Source organism: Neisseria sp. HMSC078C12 (assembly GCF_001838065.1).
Lineage (GTDB): Bacteria > Pseudomonadota > Gammaproteobacteria > Burkholderiales > Neisseriaceae > Neisseria.
In genome coordinates, this window is record NZ_KV835599.1 from 127,209 (window position 1) to 148,624 (window position 21,416).

Sequence of the window (21,416 nt, forward strand, 5' to 3'; positions counted from 1 at the left end):
TTCAGACGGCCTTTCCGAAAACTTTGCCCAATCGGTGTTTTAACATACCGAAAAACAGCCGTGTGTGCATTTTGCTGATGCGGACATTGTCGGCAAAGGCATCGAAGTGGGACACGCCGTCGGCGGCGTATTGGACGGGTGTTTTAATCCAAACCGGTTTGACGTCGCGCCAGTAGAGGCGGATAAGGATTTCCGTGTCGAAGTCCATACGGTCGCCTACGGTTTCTTCGCGGACGACGGATAGCGCGGGTGCAAGCGGATAGAGGCGGAAGCCGCACATGCCGTCTTTGATGTCGCATGACCAAGTGTGCAGCATATTCCAGAAGTCGGTAATTTTGCGTCCGTAAAGCCGTGCTTTGGGCGCGTCGTCGCCGTATTGCGGCCAACCGCAAATAACGGCTTCGGGATTTTGTTCCGCAGCGGCAAGGAGTTTGGGTGTGTCGTTTAAGCAGTGTTGGCCGTCTGCATCAACCTGCAAGACGTGGGTATAACCATGCTCTTCGGCGTATTCCAAACCGGTTTTGACCGCTGCGCCTTTGCCGCCGTTGATGGGGCGGTAAAGGACATCGATGCCGTCTGAAACCAAAGCCTGCAATACAGGTTTGCATTCTTCGCGTGAACCGTCGTCCACAATTAAAACGTTTAAACCGAAGCCGCGCATGGTTTCGGCAACGTGGCTGATGGTGGTCGGGTGGTTGTAATGTGGAATGAGGGCCAGGGTTTTCATCAATATTCTTTAGGCGACGTTAACACAATGCAGAGTATAGCAAATAAACATGCCATGGCGTTTGAAAAGGCCGTCTGAAACGGCACTGACAAAATCGTTTGATTTCGTTTTTCACTGTTTCAGACGGCCTTTGGTATGCTCTTAATTCAGCATTGTACATAACCGACATCAAGGCATAAATCATGGAATTCGTTGAGCGTGCTGCGGTGTCCGATGCTGATGATGATGGTGTCGGGCAGTTTTTGTTTTAAAGCACGGTAGAGCATGGCTTCGGTCGGTTCGTCCAAGGCGGCGGTGGCTTCGTCGAGCAGGATGACTTTAGGCTGCGAGAGCAGGGCGCGGACGAAGGCGACGCGTTGCAGTTCACCCGGGGAGAGTTTGTGTTGCCAGTCATCGGTTTTATCTAATTTATCGACCAGATAACCTAATCGACAAGTATTCATGGCTTCGGCTAACTCGGGATGTTGTTTGTCGATGTCGGGATAACAAATCGCATCGCGCAGGCTGCCTTGCGCTGTGTATGGGCGTTGCGGCAGGAAGAGGATGTCTTGATGCGGCGGATGGCTGACTTTACCGCTGCTGCCAAAAGGCCAAAGCCCTGCCAGCGTGCGCAGCAACGAAGTTTTGCCGCAACCGCTCGGGCCGCGTATCAACAGGGAATCGCCGCTTTTAAGGTTGATGTTGATGCTGTCCAATAAAACTTCGCCGTTGTGGCGGTATAGGGCAACGTTTTCTAAGATCAGGCCGTCTGAGACTTCGGTAAGGTCGGGTTGCTGCGCGCTGTGTTTTTCTTCCGTGCTCAGCAAAAAGCCGTACAGACGCTCCAATCGGGCGCGGTAGGCGGTGAATTTATTGTAGAACATCCGGAAGAAAGACAGCGCGTTTTGCAGTCGTGCGAAGGCTTGGACGGTTTGCTGGATGTCGCCGATTTTGATTTGTCCGGCAAACAGGCGCGGAGCTTGCAAAATAATGGGGAAGAGTTTGATGCCGTTAGTGAACATATCGTTGAAGCCGCTCAGGCAAACGCTTTGTCGCGCAATGCGCCAACGGTTGCGGATAATGGCTTTAAAGCGGTCGGAAAGCTGGTCGTGTTCGTGTTTTTCGCCGCTGTAAAACGCCACGCTTTCGGCGTGGTCGCGTACGCGGATGAGGGAATAACGATAGTCGCCGTTGAGCTTTTCGTTTTCATAGTTGTAACGAATCAAAGGGTTGCCTATCCACATGGCGATAAAGGTCGCCAAAATCACAAACATATAGACAAACCAAACGATGCCGTGCGGAATGTCGACGCCGAACACGGTCAGGATGCCTGCCAAGCCCCACAAAACAACGGCAAATTCCAGCGAGGTAACGACCGAATTGACCATGCCGCGCACAAATTCTATGGTCGAGGCGATGAAATCCTGTGCGTCCTGTTGGATACGCTGGTCGATGTTGTCCGGCGCGTGGTGGCGCATTTGCAGGCGGTAGTAGTTTTTGTCGGCAAGCCAGCGTGAAGTCAAAACTTCATTGAGCCGCTCCGACCATTTAATCGCCAAGCCTTGATCGAGAAAGTCGTTGACGACGTTGTTAAACGCCCGTATCAACACCACGCCTGCATTCATCGCTGCAAACATCCAAAACGCGGAGGCGTTCAAATCCTGCATCGAGTCGTAAAGCCCTTTGGACATAAAGGTACTCAACACATTCAGCCGTACTTCGGTCAGCAGCAGCGTAATCATCGCCGTAATCAGCAGCAAGACTTTGACCGCGCTTTTCGGTGTTAGGCACAGCCGCAGGATATAGCTAAACTCGCGCCCGAAGCGTGTATTGCGTGCAAAAAACAGAATGACCGCCGAGGCTGAGGCGACCATCAATAAGGTCTGCAACAGCCAAGACGGCGTGGAATAAAGCTCGATTTGCCATTTTTGCATGGGGTGTTCTCTGAAAGGATGTAAAGGCCGTCTGAAAGGACGGCAAATTTATTTGGCTATGGTAACTGTAATAATAGTTTTCTGAACTGTTGTATTTTTGTATTTACAAACGGTTCTTATTTGTTTTTGTGGAAAGCAGAAATCTTATCAAATATAATCATAAAACTAAATTACTTTGTAATTTTTTACTCGATATAAGAATTATTAATATTTCAAACCAGAAGGTATTTTTATGAACAGCAAATTAGCCCTGATGCCGCTTTTGATTATGAGCGCATTCGCTTACGCCGCCGATGAAGCGACACCCGAAACCCCTGTGCAACAGCAGTTGCAGGAAGTCAATGTCCGCGCCGACGCCAAACGCGTCAAAGCCGCCCGTTCTTACTCCATCGCCAGCGACGGCGACTTGCGCGACCGCGTGAACTTGGGCGTATTGGGCAAAGCCAACGCCTTTACCGCGCCGATTACCGTGGTCAATTACGACGAAAAAGCCCTCAACAACACCGAAGCGCGTACTTTGGTGGATGCCGTAGCGAAAAAAGACGCTTCGACTTGGCAGTTTGGCGGCGAAAGCAATACTTTGACCGGTCTGTACTTCCGCGGTTACCAACTTGATGCGCGCCAATTCAGCGTCAATGGTTTGGCCGGTATGTACGGCACGCAAGGTACGGCCAGCGTGCAAGTCGGCTCCGCGCAACTGATTAAAGGCGCGTCCACCGCCGTAAACGGTATGGACCCTGAAGGCGCGGTATCTGGTTCCGTCAACATCGAGACCAAAAAAGCCGCCGATGAAGGCAACCGCAAAATCGGTTTGGGCTGGTTCAGCAACAATCGCGCCCAAGGTACGTTCGACTTGGGCCAACGCTTCGGCGAAAACAAAGAATTCGGCGTACGCGCCAACGGCAAACTGCGCCACGGCGATACCCCGCGCCACGGCTACAGCGAAGACAACAAAGAATTTGCCTTAAATGCCGACTATCGCGGCGAAAAAGTGCGCGTGGCGTTCGATTCCATCTACGCGAAACGCAAAACCAACGGCGGCCGCGCGCGCATGCAGGATATTCAAAACCTGCAAGGCCGTCTGTTTGATGCACCTGACGGTAAAACCAACCTGCTGCCTTCTTGGAACTGGCAAAACACCGTCGGCCAAACCAATATGCTGACTTTCGAATGGGATGCGTTTGACAATGCACAGATTACAGGCGGTATCGGCTACAACAAAGCGCGTTATTACGGCACGCTGATTTCCCCAACCGTATGTTTGAATGCCACCAGCACTTGTACCGATGCGCAAAACACAAATGCCAGCGGCAAAGTAACGGCCCGCAACTATGACTACAACACCGGTACTGCCCGTCTGACCGACCAATACTTCCGCACTTTAAGCATGAACCTGTCTGCGCGAGGCGAATTTGAAACCGGCCCGGTAACGCACAACTGGAGTACGGCTTTTGACCGCGTTATCCGTCAACGTGCCACTACGCGCGGTTTGTCAGCAGGCAGCAGCAGCGCGAAAATTTCTGCAAGCGGCGATATTGCAGCGCAACTTGATTCTTTCCAACCGGACTATGCAACCGATTGGGAAAGCTCTGCCAATCTTGATGCCAATATCAAAGTCAACAGCTTGGCTTTGTCCAACACACTGGGTTTTGCCGACAACAAATACCGTCTGACTTTGGGAGGTCGTTTCCAAGCGGTTGAATATACCGATAAAAAAGCAGGTCAAAGCGGTGATGCCAAACGCTTCAGTCCTATGTTTATGGCCGCGTGGGTGCCGCAACCTGATTTAGTCGTCTACGGCAACTACATGGAAGACTTAGAGCCAGCCGATATCAAAACCGACGATGACGGCAATACCACCATGTCCAAACCGCGTGTCAGCCGTCAGTTTGAAGTGGGTGTGCGTAAAAACTGGGGCAATTTCGTGACCACGTTAAACGCGTTCCAAATCAAACGCCCGGGCTACTGGCGCGGTTCTACCACCAGCAAAACAGACTTCGCGGCGTATAAAGCTTTGGGCGGCGCAGCCGGCGACGAGCAAGGCATGGAACGCAGTCGCGGTATTGAGTTCAACACCTACGCGAACTTGCTCAACAATACTTTGCGTCCGACTTTGGGCCTGATGTATCTGCAATCGACCGTGAAAAATTATCCGAACGCAGCCGACAATCTTGTTAACGGCGTACAAGTCGCCAATCCGCGCGTAATTGCCAAAGCAGGTGTTGAGTGGGATACCCCGTTTGCCAAAGGCTTGACCTTGAGCAGCAATGTTTCGTATTTCGGCAAGTCTTACCAAGACACGCAAAAACAATACGCTTTCCCATCTTACACTTTGGTTGACGTAGGTGCGCGCTACAAAACCAAGCTCGGCAAAAATACTTTAACCGTCAGCAGCTCGGTAGAAAACCTGTTCAACAAAAACTACTGGCAGGTACAACGCGGCCAATACGACCGCAGCTTCGCCGTCGTCGGTATGCCGCGTACTTATTGGCTGAAAGCGGAATTGGATTTCTAATCTGATTTCAGTTTGACCGTAATAGCAGGCCGTCTGAAAGGGAATGATAAAAAGCAATAATTTGTTTTTTATCCTTTTTCAGACGGCCTGATTTGATTGCCTTATGTTTTTTGCTTGAAAAATCTTACATGTTTTTTATGGATTTCACGCGAAACAAGGTTAATATTCCATTTTCACAATACATTATTCGAGAAGACATATGAAAAAATCCATCAAACTGACCCTGTGCGCCCTCGCACTCTCACTTTCCGTGCAAGCGCAAGCGGTTACCCATGCCGTGATTGAAACCAATATGGGCAACATCCAACTGGAATTGGATGAAGTCAAAGCGCCGAAAACCGTGGCAAACTTTGTCAATTATGCCAAAAAAGGTTTTTACGACAACACGATTTTCCACCGCGTTATCGACAATTTTATGATTCAAGGCGGCGGATTTACCGAGAAAATGGTTCAAAAGTCCACCGATAAAGCCATCAACAACGAAGCAGACAACGGCTTGAAAAATAACGTCGGCACCATCGCCATGGCGCGCACCGGCGATCCGAATTCCGCAACCAGCCAGTTCTTTATCAATACGGCCGACAACGACTTTTTGAATTTCAAAAGCAAAACCCCTCAAGGCTACGGCTATGCCGTTTTCGGTAAAGTTACTTCCGGCATGGACGTTGTCCGTAAAATCAGCAAAGTGAAAACAGCGACACGCGGTTTCCATCAAGATGTACCGACCGAAGCCGTGATTATCCGCAAAGTCAGCATCAAATAATTTTGATGGTTTGAATCCAAACAACAGGCCGTCTGAAACATTCAGACGGCCTGAATTTATTTATTTGATAATAAGCGGCAATTTGGGCGATAATTCAGCATCTACAATTTAAGGAGTCGATTATGCAAACCCGCCTGCCTTTTTTCGGCGTTGTCCGTGTCAGCGGCGAAGACAGAGCTTCATTTCTTCATGGCCAATTATCCAACGATATTAATAATTTAGCTTCCGGTCAGGCTTGTTACGCCACATACAATACGCCTAAAGGCCGTGTGTTGGCGAATATGCTGGTCGTCAATCGCGGAGAAGATTTACTGTTGGTCATGGCTCAAGATTTGACCGAAGCCATCGTCAAACGCCTGAGAATGTTTGTCTTGCGTGCAAAAGTCGTCTTCGAGCTGATGCCTGATTTAGTAGTCAGCGGCGAGTTGGCAGACAATGCAGAACCTCATCCTGCTACCGAACCGCAACTGTCTTTCCCGGCCCAAATTCAAGAAAACACCGTAGAAATCGCCTTGCCGCACACAGGCCGTCTGAAAATTTCAGCAGCCGAAAACGCAGCCGAATATCAAGCAGAAGCCGAAAACGCGTGGAACCTGCACGAAATCCGCAGCGGCTATCCGTGGATTTGCGCCGCAACCAAAGAAGCGGCTGTTGCCCAAATGCTCAACCAACACATCATCGGCGCAGTCCATTTCCGTAAAGGCTGCTACCCCGGCCAAGAAATCATCGCCCGCGCCCAATACCGAGGCCAAGTCAAACGCGGTCTGGCCGTATTAAGCGGTGATTCTTTGGAAGCTGCCGGTATTGCCGTCAAAGTCGGCGAGGAAGAAGCAGGCGTTATCCTTAACACGGCACTGACTGAGCAAGGCAGCCTCAGCCTTGCCGTTATCAAGTTTTCCGCAGCAGAAGCAGCATTAACCGATGCAGACGGCAATGCTTTGAAACAGGAAGAACTGTTTTTCACGGTTGAGAAAGATTGATTGTTAGATGATTGAATAAAAAGCTTAAATATCAGCTTGAAATGAAAACAGAAAGGCCGTCTGAAATTCAGACGGCCTTTGATATTGAGTTTTGTTGGTACATGACCCAAGCTGCGTTTGCTTCTGACTGGATTACGGCATGGTTTGGAATCATTCGGTAGCAACAAAAACCGCGTGCGTGCGTACCGCACACACCCTACACCTTAATCTTAAGGTTTGCGTCGCCCGCAGTGGTAGGGTGTGTGGTCTAGCCACGCACGCGGTTGACAGGGGTGTGGGCTACGGCTTGCTGAAAACGGGGTTTGGGTTTTCAGACGGCCTTACAAAGATTTAAAACTGACGATTAGTTGGAAAACTTGGATTTGTAGGTCGGGCATTCATGCCCGACCTACTGCTGCTAACACAGTATATTTAGATCAATGGAATATCCTGCTTGTTTCAATTCGATAGCTAATTTTAACTTCCATCCTCCCGCGTCATCTACTTTCTGGTATACGACACCACTAATATCTGATGGAAATTCAACCTCTTCTTTAACCAATGCACACACTTTATTTCTTCCTAGTTTCCCTATAAGATAACCATGTTCAAAAACAACATTTTGTCTGGCTCTTGGTTTTAAATCGGTATCTAAATTACTTAACTTTTGACCACCAATATCACAGGGTGTATATAGAACAATTCCAAATCCAACATTCGTATATTCTTCAATTTTTTCAATAATAGTTTTTCCTGAGTTTGGTTGCTCATGTAGAATTATTGCGGATAAACCTAGTTTTTCAATAAGTCTTGCCACTTCTACTTTTAATAAATCATCTCTCCCATGCACTATAAATACGTTATTAGATACTATTGATGAGTTCTTTACTTCCATATTAGCCCCTTTCCTTGTGATGTAATTTTTATAATCTCGAGCAAATGGTATTAATACCTGCCTATTAAAGCTATGAATTCCTGCAATAATTTTATTGCCGCTATAGAAATAGTGATGGCAAAAATCAAGTACTTCGTTGGTATCATTAGATAACCAATTTACCAGCAAAATAATATAGCCCAATCTTTCTTTCATATCTGTTGGTAACAATAATTTTGAGCTACCAACAAAACTACCACCTGTGTTAGAGCTATCTTCTAGAAGTTTTTCTAAGTTTAAATTTTCTGTTAGCTCATCGTTGTGAACTTTTAAAACTTCATCATTTAATAGTTCGTTTAACCTTTTTAATGACCATTCAAAAGTTTGCAGTTCCGATGATTGCAAGTCCAATATAGCATTATTAATTTCTTCAAAAATATCTAATCCCATTTATTCACCTTTTTTGAGTCGTGCTTCGGCTGCTTCCCTAATAATTTCACTACGTGCATTTTCCTTGAGTCCCTCTAATAGCGAAGAAATTATTGGATTATTAATTTCATCTCCTGCTATTGAATCAAGACCATAATTATATTCCTGAATGGCTGATTCAATACTCAAAGGGTCAAATGGATCAAATTTAAGATTAATTGGTTGCGCCTCTAATTCGTTAAGTATCAGTTCTAGCTTATTGAGATTTTTCAAAAGAGATTTCATTTCAAATCCTTTGAGTTAAAAATATAATGATTATAGGATATATAAGGTTGGAGCATGCCCCAACATTCTTATATTTCACAAAATCTGTTGGATCGAGACCCAACCTACGGCTAGATAGTTGGCAAAGGCCGTCTGAAAACACGTTTCAGACGGCCTTTCCACATCAAGCCAGCTTCGCGCCGACCCAGTCTTTCACACTCTCAATCATCGCGGGCAGTTTCTCCGCATCGCTGCCGCCTGCCTGTGCCAAATCCGGTCTGCCGCCGCCTTTACCGCCGACTTGTTCGGCTGCAAATTTGACCAGATCACCTGCTTTGACTTTGCCAGTCAACGGTTTGGATACACCGGCGCACAGGGAAACTTTGCCGTCGTTGACTGCGGCGAGCAATACGATGGCTTGTTCTGATTTGCCGGTCAAATCGGTCACGATTTCGCGCAGGGCTGCGGCATCGGCTTCGATTTGGGCGGCAACGAGTTTGGCTGCGCCCAGGTCTTTTGCATCGTCCAAGAGTTTGGCGCCTGCGTGGACGGCGAGTTCGGCTTTGGCGCGTGCCAATTCTTTTTCCAATGCTTTGGCGTGTGCTGCGCCTGCTTGGATTTTCACCAGTACGTCTTTTTCGGTTTGGGCTTTGGTTTCGGCAATAATATCTTTAACCAAACGCTCTTGCTCTTGCGCCCATTTGAGTGCGTTCAGGCCGGTGATGGCTTCGATACGGCGCACGCCTGCGGCAATACCGCCCTCGCTGATGATTTTGAAGAGGCCGATGTCGCCGGTGCGTGAAACGTGTGTACCGCCGCACAATTCGGTAGAGAAACCGCCCATTTGCAATACGCGCACTTCGTCGCCGTATTTTTCGCCGAAGAGCATCATGGCGCCGGTTTTTTGGGCGTCTTCCATGCTCATAATGGCTGCGTTGACGGCAACGTTGGCCAAAATGGCTTCGTTGACGCGGCGTTCTACTTCGGCGATTTCTTCAGCAGTTATCGCTTGAGGATGGGAAATGTCGAAACGGGTGGATTCGGCGGTAACCAAAGAGCCTTTTTGTTCAACGTGTTCGCCCAATACATCGCGCAGGGCTTTGTGCATCAAGTGGGTCGCGCTGTGGTTGCGCATATTGGCATTGCGGATTTCGTCATCCACTTTGGCGGTAACGCTGTCGCCGACTTTCAGACGGCCTGAAGTTTGTACGCCGAATTGACCGAATACGGCCGCTTTGATTTTTTGGGTATCGCGTACTTCAAAGCGGTTTTCGCCTGCGAAGATATAGCCGACATCGCCGACTTGACCGCCGGATTCTGCATAGAACGGGGTAAAGTCGATAACGACGGCACCTTCGTCGCCTTCGTTCAATTCATTAACTTGCTCGCCGTCTTTGTAGAGGGCGAGGATTTTAGATTCGGTTTGGCGTTCGCTATAACCTTTAAACTCGGTATCCTGACCTTCATAAGGTAGTTGGGCGTTGGCTTTGAAGCTTTGTGCGGCGCGTGCGCGTGCGCGTTGGGCTTCCATTTCGCGCTCGAAGCCTGCTTCGTCCAGTTCGATATTACGTTCGCGGCAGATGTCGGCAGTCAAGTCGTATGGGAATCCGTAGGTATCGTAGAGTTTGAAGATGATTTCGCCATTTAAAACAGAAGGGGAAGATTCCAACTCTTTAGTAAAATATTTTTGAAGGGCTACTACATATTTTTTAGCAGCAGGACTGTCCCAGTTATCACTTGATAATAATAATGAGCTGTCATTAAAAACTACAATAATATTTCCATTATCAATAGGTACAGCTCTAAAACATTTACCAATTTCATTATTTTGGTCAATGGTTAAAGGGTGTTCTCCAATTGAATACTTAACAATAGGGATATCAATACCATATTCAATCTTCCAATTATTTAAAATAGCACTATCAACATCATTTATCGAAACAGCTTTAGCCCTTTTCGACAAACTATTCCAATTACTTGATAAATACAATTGGTTAATTGCTTTATTGAACAAGCCCATACCTTTTTCTAGTGTTTCACCGAAACGGCTTTCTTCGTTTTTCAACGCTTCTTCGATTTGGGCTTGTTTTTCTTTCAATTCAGGGTAGGCATCGCCCATCTCTTTAACCAAATCAGCCACCAGTTTGTGGAAGAATGGTTTGCTTTGACCCAATTTGTAGCCATGACGTACGGCGCGGCGGATAATGCGGCGCAATACGTAGCCGCGGCCTTCGTTGGAAGGCAATACGCCGTCTGCAATCAGGAACGAGCAGGAGCGGATGTGGTCGGCGATGACTTTCAGGCTTGGTTCTTCCATGCTGAAAGCTGCGCCGGTTTCGCGGGCAACGGCTTTGAGCAGGTCTTGGAACAGGTCGATTTCGTAGTTGCTGTGAACATGCTGCATGACGGCCGCCATGCGCTCCAAGCCCATGCCGGTATCGACGGAAGGCTTAGGCAGCGGATTCATATTGCCTTGTTCATCGCGGTTGAACTGCATGAATACGCAGTTCCAAATTTCAATCCAGCGGTCGCCGTCTTCTTCAGGGCTGCCCGGAATGCCGCCCCAGATTTCTTCGCCGTGGTCGTAGAAAATTTCGGAGCAAGGGCCGCAAGGGCCGGTGTCGCCCATTTGCCAGAAGTTGTCGGATGCGTATTTCGCGCCTTTGTTGTCGCCGATGCGGACGATGCGCTCGGCAGACATGCCGATTTCGTTCAGCCAGATGTTGTAGGCTTCATCGTCTTCTGCGTAAACGGTCGCCAACAGTTTTTCTTTAGGGATGTTCAACCATTCGGGGGAAGTCAGGAATTCCCAAGCGAAGTGGATGGCATCGCGTTTGAAGTAGTCGCCGAAGGAGAAGTTGCCCATCATTTCAAAGAAGGTATGGTGGCGGGCGGTGTAGCCGACGTTTTCCAAGTCGTTGTGTTTGCCGCCTGCGCGTACGCATTTTTGCGCGGTAGTGGCGCGGTTGTAGGGGCGTTTGTCAAAGCCGAGGAATACGTCTTTAAATTGGTTCATGCCTGCGTTGGTAAACAGCAGGGTCGGGTCGTCGTGTGGCACGAGCGAGGAAGAGCGGACGATGGTGTGGCCTTTAGATTCGAAAAATTTCAGGAATTTTTGGCGTAGTTCGGTGGTTTTCATAATGTCTCGATAAAATTTTGTACAAAGATTTCAGACGGCCCGGACGGCGCGTTGAGATTAAAAACGAATGGGCGTTATCTTACCGCAAAACCATATTTCAAGCTATCGGCAGAAAGGTTTTAAGTTGGCGGCAAGCTGTCTTTCAGACGGCCTCAAGCGGGTCGATATCTTTTAGCAATGAAGCCTATCCGCCCCGGCTTGCCTGCTTTATAATGCCTCTCTATTTTCAACCGGATACGCAAGGAATGATAATGACCAAACATCTGCCCCTCATCGTACTGACTGCGCTGGCGCTGGCCGGCTGCGGCGGCTCGGACAAAACTTCTGCCGACAAGGCGGCGCAAACTGATAATCAAAAGGTATTGAGCATTTACAACTGGTCGGAATATGTCGATCCCGAGACGGTTGCTGCGTTTGAGAAAAAACACGGTATCTCAGTAACTTATGATGTATATGACAGCGATGAAACGCTGGAGAGCAAGGTATTGACCGGCAAGTCGGGTTACGACATCGTGGGTCCTTCCAATGCGTTTGTCGGTAGGCAGATTAAGGCAGGTGCGTATCAGAAAATCGACAAATCCCTGATTCCCAACTATAAAAATCTCAATCCACAATTAATGAAGCTGATGGAAGGCGTTGATCCGAATCACGAATACGCCGTTCCATTTTATTGGGGGACTAATACTTTCGCCATCAATACCGAGCGCGTGAAAAAGGCTTTGGGTACGGACAAACTACCGGACAATCAATGGGATTTGGTGTTTAACCCCGAATACACGTCCAAACTTAAACAATGCGGCATCAGCTATTTGGACAGCGCGGCGGAGATTTATCCTATGGTGTTGAACTATATGGGTAAAAATCCAAACAGTAGCGAAACGGCAGATATTAAGGCGGCTACGGAAGTCTTGAAGAAAAACCGTCCGTACATCAAGCGTTTTACTTCGTCCGGTTTTATCGATGATTTAGCGCGCGGCGATACTTGCGTAACGATTGGCTTTGGCGGCGATTTGAACATTGCCAAACGTCGTGCCGAAGAAGCGGGCGGCAAGGAAAAAATCCGTGTGATGATGCCGAAAGAGGGCGTGGGGATCTGGGTGGATTCGTTTGTGATTCCGAAAGATGCCAAACATGTGGCCAATGCCCATGCATATATCAATGATTTCTTAGATCCTGAAGTTGCGGCGAAAAACGGCAATTTTGTTACTTATGCGCCGTCCAGCAAACCGGCTCAGGAGCTGATGGATGAAGAGTTTAGAAACGACAATACGATTTTCCCGACTGACGAGGATTTGAAAAACAGCTTTATCATGGTGCCTATTCAACCGGCGGCGTTGAAATTTATGGTCCGCCAATGGCAAAGCGTGAAAGCAGGAAAATAAGCTGATTTGAACATATTAAGGCCGTCTGAATGGTGTAACCGAAATCCTTGATTTCGTTTTACGGCTGTTCAGACGGCCTTTGGTTTGTGTCAGATTGGCTTGGGTAAGGTTTAAAAACAAAGGGCGTGTCTATCAATCACGCCCTTTGTGTTTGTTTCAGACGGCCTTAGAATTTCACGCCTTTATGCAGGGCGACGATGCCTGCGCTCATGTTGTGGTAATCCACGCTGTCGAAGCCTGCATCCAGCATCATTTGTTTCAAGGTTTCTTGGTCGGGGTGCATACGGATGGACTCGGCGAGGTATTGGTAGCTGTCGGCATCTTTGGCAATCAGTTTGCCCATAATCGGCAACAGTTTGAAAGAGTAGAGGTCGTACACGCCTTCCAAAGGTTTGTACACTTTGGAGAATTCCAACACCAGCAGGGTGCCGCCCGGTTTCAATACGCGGTACATTTCTTTCAGCGCGGCATCTTTGTGCGTCATGTTGCGCAGGCCGAATGCGACGGAAACCAGATTGAAATAGTTGTCGGGGAACGGCAATTTTTCAGCGTCTGCCAACGATACGGGCAGAATCATGCCTTCGTTGAGCAGGCGGTCGCGGCCGACCGTCAGCATGGAGGAGTTGATGTCTGTCAGCCAAACTTCGCCTTCTTTGCCCACACGTTTCGCCCAGCCTCGGGACAAATCGCCAGTACCGCCGGCGATATCCAATACTTTGTCGCCTTTTTTCAGGCGGGCGGTATTGATGGTGAAATGTTTCCAAACACGGTGCAGACCGCCGGACATTACGTCATTCATAATGTCGTAGTTTTTTGCCACGGAGTGGAAGACTTCGGCAACTTTGCCTGCTTTTTCGTCTTCGTCAACGGTAGTGAAGCCGAAATGGGTTTTGTGGTCGCTCATAGTGTCTGCCTTCTTAAAATAATACGGATTCAGGTATCGAATACGTCGAAATCGCCAACCACTTTCGACGCGGGAAATATAGTTTGTGCCTGCCGCTCCAGCATCAGGCGTTGTTCTTCTTCGGTATAACGTGCGCTGATGTGGGTCAGGTAAAGTTGTTGCACATTGGCCTGCAAAGCCAGCTTGGCGGCATCGGCTACGGTTGAATGGAACACTCGTTCCGCTGTCTCTTCATCGCCTGCCGTAAAGGTTGCTTCATGCGCCAAAACGTCTGCGTTTTGCGCGACGCACACTGCCTGCGGACGGGCTTGGGTATCGCCGAAGATGGCCACTTTTCGGCCTTTTTTGGGCGGAGAGAGGAACGCTTTGCCGTCAATAGTCCTTCCGTCATCCAAGCTTACGGTCTCGCCTTTTTTCAGACGGCCTTTCCGCCGCAACCGCCGCTACCGCAGGAATGCGTGTGCTTGGGTTTTAAATCTTCGGCACTTGGCGTTCTAGACGCACCGGCTTTTTCGAGGCGGTCGAGATAGTCTTGCCAAAGCGCATCTTGATTGTGCGCCAGTCGGTAGAGATAGTCCCAGTCGTAAAGGCCGCTGTCGTGGCCGTCTGAAAAAGTAATTTTCAATGCGTATTGACCAACGGGGTCTAAATCGGTAATGCTGACTTCGGCTTTGCCTGTTTGCAATACATCTTGACCGGCACCGTGTCCGCGCACTTCCGCGCTGGGCGAGTACACGCGCAGGTATTCGGCAGGAAGGCTCTTGGCACCGTCAACATAGACCAAAGTCAGTACGCGCCGTTCTTTTTGGAGGCGGATTTCTTGTGGAATTTTATCGGCTTGGGTCATGTCATGCTCCGTTCTTTTTACGCAAATAGGCAACGCGTACAGAAAAAATACCGCCAAGTACAGCAAACAGCACGATTGCGTAGAGTGAAAACCGTATCAGGCTCACTTGTGTGTCCGCCGTCAGCCCCAAGGGCAGCAACATCACGGCAACGAACAGTAAAAACGCGGCCAACATGGCGGCAATGCTGGCAAAGGCATAGCGGGTATTGGCTGCTGTTTGCGGATGTTTGGTCATATTGGATGGCTTGCCGTAGGGTGATGAGGCGGTATTTTATCAGTTTTTTGGTGCTTCATGCCGTCTGAAAACGGCTTTATTTCCATAAATAAAGCGTAATGGCGCGCCTGTCTTCGCCTTCGGGCATTAAGCGGATGCTGCTGCCTTTGCTTCCGTTGACACGGATAATGATACCGCCGGCCTGCCGCTCGATAATGTCGAGTTGGGTGTCGCGGTTCATGCGGTAGTTGTAGCGTTCGCATTGTTTCAAGCACCAAAAATCCTGCCAATGGATAAAATATTTTTGTCCGGATTCGATGGCCAGCGTTTCGCCGCCTTTGACGATGAAGTAAGGATAATCGGGTTTTTGCGTGCTGAATGTCCATTCGGTCGTTCTGTTTTTTCCGTTTTGACGGTATTCGAACACGGCACGGTAGTCGGTATCGTATTCCAAGGGCTGTAAAGGAAACAGCGCAAATTGGCGGTCGGTCAGGAGGCGGTTTGGGTCATTATCTTTATCTAAGATTTTGACGTCTCTGATTTCTTTTTTGTCCTGATACAGTTTGAACGAACGCATTTTGACCGGGGGCGATTGTTCTGAGAACGCGATGCTGACCGGATTGCCTGTCATTTCATAATGCGGCATAGGGTCGGGACGCTCGCCGTGGAAAACCGGCAAGGCGAAGTTGCCTTGCGGATAGGTGATGTAAGGCCGGAATTTGCGGTTGGAGATTTCATCTGCATAAACAATGGCATGACCATGACAGGCATCTTGATAAAACGAGCGGCTGAGGTCGGATAAAGGGCGGTTTTTTTGGCAGAGGCTGTTGAATCTGCTGTCGCCCTGATTGATGCTCAACGCGATTTGTTTGCCTTGAGATTCAAACGCCGCACCGGCCTCGTCGATATTTTGATCGAGCAAGGAGAAACGGTGGTAAATCGCTGTCATCAGGTTGTCCAGCTGATGTTGGGCAGGTAGGTGGTCGTTGATTTTTTCGTTTGGTGGGTGCTGGCCGGTACTGACGTTTTCGTGCACGCCTTTATAGGCATAACCGGCTTTGCGCGTGCGGTCGGATGGGCGTGGGCCTGTGTAAAAGGGATTGCGTGTATTGTGTTCGTCATGTCCGTCGTCAGGGTTTTGCAGCAGATAGCGGGCATGATTGCGCGCGGCGCGTTCGAGAGTGGCCGAGTGCGCCAGTGCGGGCAGATTGGCTGAGGCGCGGAGGAAGTTTAAATACGCCAAGGCGTCAAAATCGGCAACGGTAGTACGATTTTGCGGCGGTTGGGCGTAGATGAGCTGGTCTTCGGAATAGCGATGTGTTTCGTAGTATTGGAATATGCCGAGGGCGATGGCAAAACCGCCCAGCCAGTAAAGAATATGTTTCATTATATGTACTGCGTTCAGACGGCCTTGAGTTGCGGCTCTTTCCCCTTGAGACTCATGCCGCTGAATGATTATTTTGATAGCGGCTTGACTTGGAATGCTTCAGGGTGGGATTTGAAATATTCGACAGCGATAAATCCGCCGCCAATAATAATCAACAGGGCAATGGCCATGCCGATCATCGCTAAAATGAATTTGTCCATATTTGTCCGTTTGAATGAAGGCCGTCTGAAACACTTGGAAGCGTTCAGACGGCCTTAAAGTCAGGTTAATTAACGTTCGATTTGCGATACGTCGCGTACTGCGCCTTTGTCGGCGGAAGTCGCCATCGCGCCGTAGGCACGCAGGGCTGCGGAGACGTAACGGTCGCGGTTTTCCGGTTTCCATGCTTTGCTGCCGCGTGCTTCCATTTCGGCACGGCGTGCGGCAAGCTCTTCATCGGAAATGACAAGGTGGATGCTGCGGTTTGGAATGTCGATTTCGATGGTGTCGCCTTCGTGTACCAAACCGATGGCGCCGCCTTCTGCCGCTTCAGGCGAAGCGTGGCCGATGGACAGGCCGGAAGTACCGCCGGAGAAGCGGCCGTCGGTCAGGAGGGCGCATTCTTTGCCCAAACCTTTGGATTTCAGGTAAGAAGTCGGGTAGAGCATTTCTTGCATGCCCGGGCCGCCTTTAGGGCCTTCGTAGCGGATGATGACGATGTCGCCGGCGACGATTTGGTTGCCCAAAATGCCTTCGACTGCGTCTTCTTGGCTTTCAAACACGCGGGCGCGGCCGGTAAATTTGAGGATGCTCTCGTCCACGCCTGCGGTTTTTACCACGCAACCGCGTTCTGCGATATTGCCGAACAATACTGCCAAGCCGCCGTCTTGCGAGTAGGCATGTTCGACATCGCGGATACAACCTTTTTCGCGGTCGAGGTCGAGGGTTTTCCACATACGGTTTTGTGAGAACGCCTGAGTAGTGCGCACGCCGCCGGGAGCGGCTTTGAAACGCTCGATGGCATGGGTGTTTTCAGGGTTGGTCACGTCCCATTTTTCAATCGCGTCTTTCAGCGTCGGCGCGTGGATGGTGTACACGTCGGTGTGCAGTTTGCCTGCTTTGTCCAATTCTTTCAGGATGGCGAAAATGCCGCCTGCGCGGTGCACGTCTTCCATGTAGTAGTCGTGGTTGTTTGGCGCGGTTTTGCAGATGCAAGGTACAACGCGGCTTAAGCGGTCGATGTCGGCCATTTTGAAATCGACACCGGCTTCGTTGGCAACGGCCAACAGGTGCAGAATGGTATTGGTAGAGCCGCCCATGGCGATGTCCATGGTCATGGCGTTTTCAAACGCTTTTTTGGTGGCAATGCTGCGTGGCAACACGGTTTCGTCGTCTTGCTCGTAGTAGCGTTTGGTGATTTCGACAATCATGCGGCCGGCTTCGAGGAACAATTCTTTGCGGCCTGCGTGGGTAGCCAGATAAGAACCGTTGCCCGGCAGGGAAAGGCCGAGTGCTTCGGTCAGGCAGTTCATAGAGTTGGCGGTAAACATACCGGAGCAGGAGCCGCAAGTCGGGCAGGCGTTTTGCTCGACTTCTTCGACTTGTTTGTCGCTGATATTGTCATCAGCCGATTCGATCATGGCATCAATCAAGTCTAAGCGGCGTTCGGGTTGAATATTGGCCACGCCGATAACTTTACCGGCTTCCATCGGGCCGCCGGAAACGAAGATGGTCGGAATGTTCAGGCGCATGGCGGCAATCAGCATTCCCGGGGTGATTTTGTCGCAGTTGGAAATGCACACCAGCGCGTCGGCGCAGTGGGCGTTGACCATGTATTCGATGGAGTCGGCAATCAGGTCGCGGCTGGGCAGGGAGTAGAGCATACCGCTGTGGCCCATGGCGATACCGTCGTCAATGGCGATGGTGTTGAATTCTTTGGCAATGCCGCCGGCTTTTTCGATTTCACGGGCAACCAGTTGGCCCATATTGTGCAGGTGCACATGGCCTGGGACGAATTGGGTGAAGGAGTTGGCAATGGCGATAATCGGTTTGCCGAAGTCGGTTTCCATGACGCCGGTCGCACGCCACAATGCGCGCGCGCCTGCCATATTGCGGCCGTGGGTAGAGGTTTTGGAGCGGTATTCAGGCATTTTTGTTCCTTTGTTTTATGCTGAGGCCGTCTGAAATAGGCTGGTAGTTTGGCGGCCCGTTGTAGAAATAACTCGGTATTTTATACCAATTACGAGCAATGAAGCACGCTATTTTGTAATAAAACTAAACTGTGTTTGCTTCACCTGAATTTGCGGTCCTCTCGTTCAGACGGCCTGAAGTTTTCTTAGGATGAAACGTTATCTTTCTCATTTGCAAAAGATGTTGGCATCAAAAAGTGATATGATAGGGAACTTCTCACATTTCTAAGGATAAGACGATGAAAAAAATCATGTTTGCATTGTGTTCGGCCATGTTGGCTTCCGCTGCGTCTGCCGCTGTTTATAAAGTGGACGAATTTCATGCCAATGCCCGCTTTGCTATCGACCATTTCAACACCAGCACCAACGTCGGCGGTATTTATGGTTTGACCGGCAATTTGGAATTTGACCGTGCCAAACGTCAAGGTTCTATCGATATCGTATTGCCTTTGTCCAAACTGCAAACCGGTTCTGACCACTTTACCCAACACTTGAAATCTGCCGATATTTTCAATGCGGACAAATACCCTGAAATCCGTTTTGTCTCCACCAAATTCAATTTCAACGGCAAAAAACTGCTTTCCGTTGACGGTAATCTGACCATGAACGGCAAAACTGCGCCGGTGAAACTCAAAGCCGACAAATTCAACTGCTACCAAAGCCCGATGTTAAAAGCAGAAGTGTGCGGCGGCGACTTCAGCACTACCATCGACCGTACCAAATGGGGCTTGGATTATCTGGTAAGTGCCGGCATGAGCAAAAAAGTAAACATCAATATCCAAATCGAGGCAGCCAAACAATAATCCTGCTTGATTTTAAAATAAAGGCCGTCTGAACAGCTTAGGCAGAAATCGTTGATTTCGTTTATGCCTGTTCAGACGGCCTGATGATTAAAGGTGTTTAGGATTCGTTATTTTTATCGGCTTTGGCTGCCCAATAAGTTGCCAGAAGCGAGCCGGAGATATTGTGCCACACGCTGAACAATGCGCTGGGAACGGCAACGACCGGCGCGGCGGCAAAGTGTGCGGCGGCAAGCGCGGCGCCTAAGCCTGAGTTTTGCATACCGACTTCGATGGCCAGCGTTTTTTGTGCATCATAAGGCAGGCCGGTCCATTTGGCGGCAAAGAAGCCGAGCAGATAGCCGATGCCGTTGTGGAGTACGACAACCGCGAAAATCAGCAGGCCGCTTTCAATAATTTTGCCTTTGCTGGCACCGACGACCGCGCCGATAATCAGCACGATGGCGGCAACGGAAACCAGCGGCAGCGCGTCGGTCAGTTTTTCAGTTTTGTTGCCCAAGACTTTATGGACAATCAAGCCCAAAACGATGGGGAATAAAACCATTTTGACGATGGACATCAACATACTGCCCGCTTGGATTTCCAGCATTTCACCGGCAAGCATCAGGAAGATAGCGGGGGTCAGCAATGGAGAAATCAGGGTGGAAACCGATGTAACGGCAACCGACAAAGCCACATTGCCGCGCGCCAGATAAGTCATTACATTGGAAGCCGTACCGCCCGGGCAGCAGCCGACCAAAATCACACCGACTGCGATTTCGGCAGGCAGGTTCAACAGCTTGGCCAGCAGATAGGCAGTTGCCGGCATGATGGCGAATTGTGCAATCACGCCGATGATGACGGCTTTGGGGCGTTTGAACAAAATATCGAAGTCGGAAGGTTTGAGCGTCAAGCCCATACCGAACATGATGATGCCCAGAAGCCAAGGAATGTAAGGGCCGACCCATTTGAAGGTGTCGGGTGCGGAAAAAGCGATGCCGGCAAAGAGCGCCGCCCAAAGGGAAAATGTTTTTCCAATAAAGTTACTGATTTTATTGAGGATACTCATGATAATATGTTGTGAAGTTGTTTTTAAGGGAAGTCAAGGATACACGTCTTAACCTTAATTTGCAAAATGACTTAAAAATAAACCAGGCCGTCTGAAAATAGAGATTGATTTTCAGACGGCCTGCAATTTGTATTTATGATATAGACGGTATTACTCTTTTGATAAAATATTGCGCAGCCATCGGGCGGTAGGTGCGATTTCTCCGGCGAGCATGCCGGTTTCGATTTGGCTGCTGTGTTTGATGACATCGGCTGCCGCGCCATGCAGCCAAACGCCGGCACAAGCGGCCTGGAATGCCGGAATGCCTTGTGCCAGCAGGCTGCCGATCATACCGCTTAAGACATCGCCGCTGCCGGCGGTGGCCAAACCGGCGTTGCCGCTGGTGTTAGTATAGACCATGCCGTCAGTTGCGGCGACTAATGTATGATGGCCTTTCAATACGACAGTTGCGCCATATTTACGGCTGATTTCGGTTACGGCTTTCTGTCTGTCGGCTTGAACTGATTGGGTATCGGTACCGAGTAGGCGGGCGGCTTCGGCCGGATGGGGTGTCAGGACGATATGTTTGTACGATTTGAGGCGTTCGGCTAATTCGGGAGAACGGGCAAGCAGTGTCAAAGCATCTGCATCGAGCAATAAAGGCTGGTCATGGTGTGTAGACAGGATTTGGGGCAGCAGCTGCTCTGATAATCCGTCCAAACCAAAGCCGCAGCCGATTACCCGTGCGCTGACATCGTTGCGCTCTATCAGTTGGGCCGCAGTGGCGAGTATAATTTCAGGGCGTTCGGGAATGATGGCAAAAGGCAGCGCGGCTTGGTTGAAACCCGCCCAAACCTTGCCGCACCCTTGATACATCGCGGCTGTGGCTGCCAAAACTACCGCACCGCTCATTCCCGTTGCGCCGCCGATAATGGCAAGCGTGCCATATGTGCCTTTGTGCGATTCTTGGGCGCGGGGGCGGAATACGTCGGGAAATGCTAAGGCCGTCTGAAAAGCTTGAAGCGATTCGGGAAGCGTGTAGATGGGCTGCATGGCGTAACCTTCCAAGATAAGAAATTTAATTTTAAATCAGAAAGTAAAAGG

The 21,416-nt window shown here is 49.6% G+C and carries 19 protein-coding genes; 5 read left to right on the top strand and 14 right to left on the bottom strand.

Annotated features, from left to right (window positions below):
* Nucleotide 1: 1 nt before the first annotated feature.
* Both HMPREF2596_RS04130 and HMPREF2596_RS04135 read right to left on the bottom strand, forming a co-directional pair.
* Complete coding sequence (locus HMPREF2596_RS04130; protein WP_070849814.1) at nucleotides 2-727, bottom strand: glycosyltransferase family 2 protein; 726 nt, start codon at nucleotides 725-727, stop codon at nucleotides 2-4.
* A gap of 146 nt (nucleotides 728-873) precedes the next feature.
* Nucleotides 874-2,640 carry an ABC transporter ATP-binding protein/permease gene (locus HMPREF2596_RS04135; RefSeq protein ID WP_070849815.1) on the bottom strand — a complete coding sequence of 589 codons (1,767 nt, stop codon included), beginning with the start codon at nucleotides 2,638-2,640 and terminating at the stop codon, nucleotides 874-876.
* Nucleotides 2,641-2,872: 232 nt separating this feature from the next.
* On the opposite strand from HMPREF2596_RS04135, the gene HMPREF2596_RS04140 reads away from it, so the two are divergent.
* The 3 genes from HMPREF2596_RS04140 to HMPREF2596_RS04150 all read left to right on the top strand — a co-directional run bounded on the left by HMPREF2596_RS04140 (nucleotide 2,873) and on the right by HMPREF2596_RS04150 (nucleotide 6,898).
* The gene (locus tag HMPREF2596_RS04140) at nucleotides 2,873-5,155 is read left to right on the top strand and encodes a TonB-dependent receptor (protein WP_070849817.1); all 2,283 of its coding nucleotides are present in this window, start codon (nucleotides 2,873-2,875) and stop codon (nucleotides 5,153-5,155) included.
* 199 nt (nucleotides 5,156-5,354) lie between these two features.
* On the top strand, nucleotides 5,355-5,918 hold the full coding sequence (locus HMPREF2596_RS04145; protein WP_004519955.1) for a peptidylprolyl isomerase: 564 nt from the start codon (nucleotides 5,355-5,357) through the stop codon (nucleotides 5,916-5,918).
* A gap of 122 nt (nucleotides 5,919-6,040) precedes the next feature.
* A complete protein-coding gene (locus tag HMPREF2596_RS04150; protein ID WP_070849819.1) occupies nucleotides 6,041-6,898 on the top strand; it encodes a CAF17-like 4Fe-4S cluster assembly/insertion protein YgfZ in 858 nt (285 codons plus the stop codon).
* A gap of 397 nt (nucleotides 6,899-7,295) precedes the next feature.
* Here the strand turns inward: HMPREF2596_RS04150 and HMPREF2596_RS04155 are convergent, their stop codons facing one another.
* From HMPREF2596_RS04155 to alaS, 3 genes are all read right to left on the bottom strand, one after another.
* Nucleotides 7,296-8,201 carry a TIR domain-containing protein gene (locus HMPREF2596_RS04155; protein ID WP_070849820.1) on the bottom strand — a complete coding sequence of 302 codons (906 nt, stop codon included), beginning with the start codon at nucleotides 8,199-8,201 and terminating at the stop codon, nucleotides 7,296-7,298.
* The gene (locus tag HMPREF2596_RS04160; protein ID WP_049351259.1) at nucleotides 8,202-8,465 is read right to left on the bottom strand and encodes a hypothetical protein; all 264 of its coding nucleotides are present in this window, start codon (nucleotides 8,463-8,465) and stop codon (nucleotides 8,202-8,204) included.
* Between the two features lie 163 nt (nucleotides 8,466-8,628).
* Nucleotides 8,629-11,583 (bottom strand): alanine--tRNA ligase, encoded by a 2,955-nt coding sequence (gene alaS, locus HMPREF2596_RS04165; protein WP_070849822.1) that lies wholly within the window; start codon nucleotides 11,581-11,583, stop codon nucleotides 8,629-8,631.
* Nucleotides 11,584-11,834: 251 nt separating this feature from the next.
* On the opposite strand from alaS, the gene HMPREF2596_RS04170 reads away from it, so the two are divergent.
* Complete coding sequence (locus HMPREF2596_RS04170; protein ID WP_070849824.1) at nucleotides 11,835-12,965, top strand: polyamine ABC transporter substrate-binding protein; 1,131 nt, start codon at nucleotides 11,835-11,837, stop codon at nucleotides 12,963-12,965.
* Nucleotides 12,966-13,131: 166 nt separating this feature from the next.
* Here the strand turns inward: HMPREF2596_RS04170 and ubiE are convergent, their stop codons facing one another.
* The 7 genes from ubiE to ilvD all read right to left on the bottom strand — a co-directional run bounded on the left by ubiE (nucleotide 13,132) and on the right by ilvD (nucleotide 18,446).
* On the bottom strand, nucleotides 13,132-13,869 hold the full coding sequence (gene ubiE / locus HMPREF2596_RS04175; protein ID WP_003746386.1) for a bifunctional demethylmenaquinone methyltransferase/2-methoxy-6-polyprenyl-1,4-benzoquinol methylase UbiE: 738 nt from the start codon (nucleotides 13,867-13,869) through the stop codon (nucleotides 13,132-13,134).
* Nucleotides 13,870-13,898: 29 nt separating this feature from the next.
* Nucleotides 13,899-14,306 (bottom strand): MBL fold metallo-hydrolase, encoded by a 408-nt coding sequence (locus tag HMPREF2596_RS04180; RefSeq protein ID WP_283140401.1) that lies wholly within the window; start codon nucleotides 14,304-14,306, stop codon nucleotides 13,899-13,901.
* Nucleotides 14,285-14,716, bottom strand: a complete 432-nt coding sequence (locus tag HMPREF2596_RS04185; RefSeq protein WP_003746392.1) for a gamma-butyrobetaine hydroxylase family protein — start codon at nucleotides 14,714-14,716, stop codon at nucleotides 14,285-14,287. Before HMPREF2596_RS04185 ends, HMPREF2596_RS04180 begins: the two co-directional genes overlap by 22 nt.
* Nucleotide 14,717: 1 nt before the next feature.
* A complete protein-coding gene (locus HMPREF2596_RS04190) occupies nucleotides 14,718-14,951 on the bottom strand; it encodes a hypothetical protein (protein ID WP_003679719.1) in 234 nt (77 codons plus the stop codon).
* A gap of 76 nt (nucleotides 14,952-15,027) precedes the next feature.
* Nucleotides 15,028-16,317: a CAP domain-containing protein gene (locus HMPREF2596_RS04195; RefSeq protein WP_070849826.1), complete on the bottom strand. Its 1,290-nt coding sequence runs from the start codon at nucleotides 16,315-16,317 to the stop codon at nucleotides 15,028-15,030.
* A 68-nt stretch (nucleotides 16,318-16,385) separates the two neighbouring features.
* Complete coding sequence (locus tag HMPREF2596_RS11570; protein WP_256388404.1) at nucleotides 16,386-16,517, bottom strand: hypothetical protein; 132 nt, start codon at nucleotides 16,515-16,517, stop codon at nucleotides 16,386-16,388.
* Nucleotides 16,518-16,586: 69 nt separating this feature from the next.
* A complete protein-coding gene (gene ilvD, locus HMPREF2596_RS04200) occupies nucleotides 16,587-18,446 on the bottom strand; it encodes a dihydroxy-acid dehydratase (protein ID WP_070615262.1) in 1,860 nt (619 codons plus the stop codon).
* A gap of 278 nt (nucleotides 18,447-18,724) precedes the next feature.
* Between ilvD and HMPREF2596_RS04205 the strand changes: the two genes are divergently transcribed.
* Nucleotides 18,725-19,288 carry a YceI family protein gene (locus tag HMPREF2596_RS04205; RefSeq protein WP_070585678.1) on the top strand — a complete coding sequence of 188 codons (564 nt, stop codon included), beginning with the start codon at nucleotides 18,725-18,727 and terminating at the stop codon, nucleotides 19,286-19,288.
* Nucleotides 19,289-19,385: 97 nt separating this feature from the next.
* Here the strand turns inward: HMPREF2596_RS04205 and HMPREF2596_RS04210 are convergent, their stop codons facing one another.
* Together HMPREF2596_RS04210 and HMPREF2596_RS04215 are read right to left on the bottom strand one after the other, a co-directional pair.
* Nucleotides 19,386-20,333: a bile acid:sodium symporter family protein gene (locus HMPREF2596_RS04210; RefSeq protein WP_070849828.1), complete on the bottom strand. Its 948-nt coding sequence runs from the start codon at nucleotides 20,331-20,333 to the stop codon at nucleotides 19,386-19,388.
* Between the two features lie 150 nt (nucleotides 20,334-20,483).
* A complete protein-coding gene (locus HMPREF2596_RS04215) occupies nucleotides 20,484-21,365 on the bottom strand; it encodes an NAD(P)H-hydrate dehydratase (protein ID WP_070849830.1) in 882 nt (293 codons plus the stop codon).
* Nucleotides 21,366-21,416 lie beyond the last annotated feature (51 nt).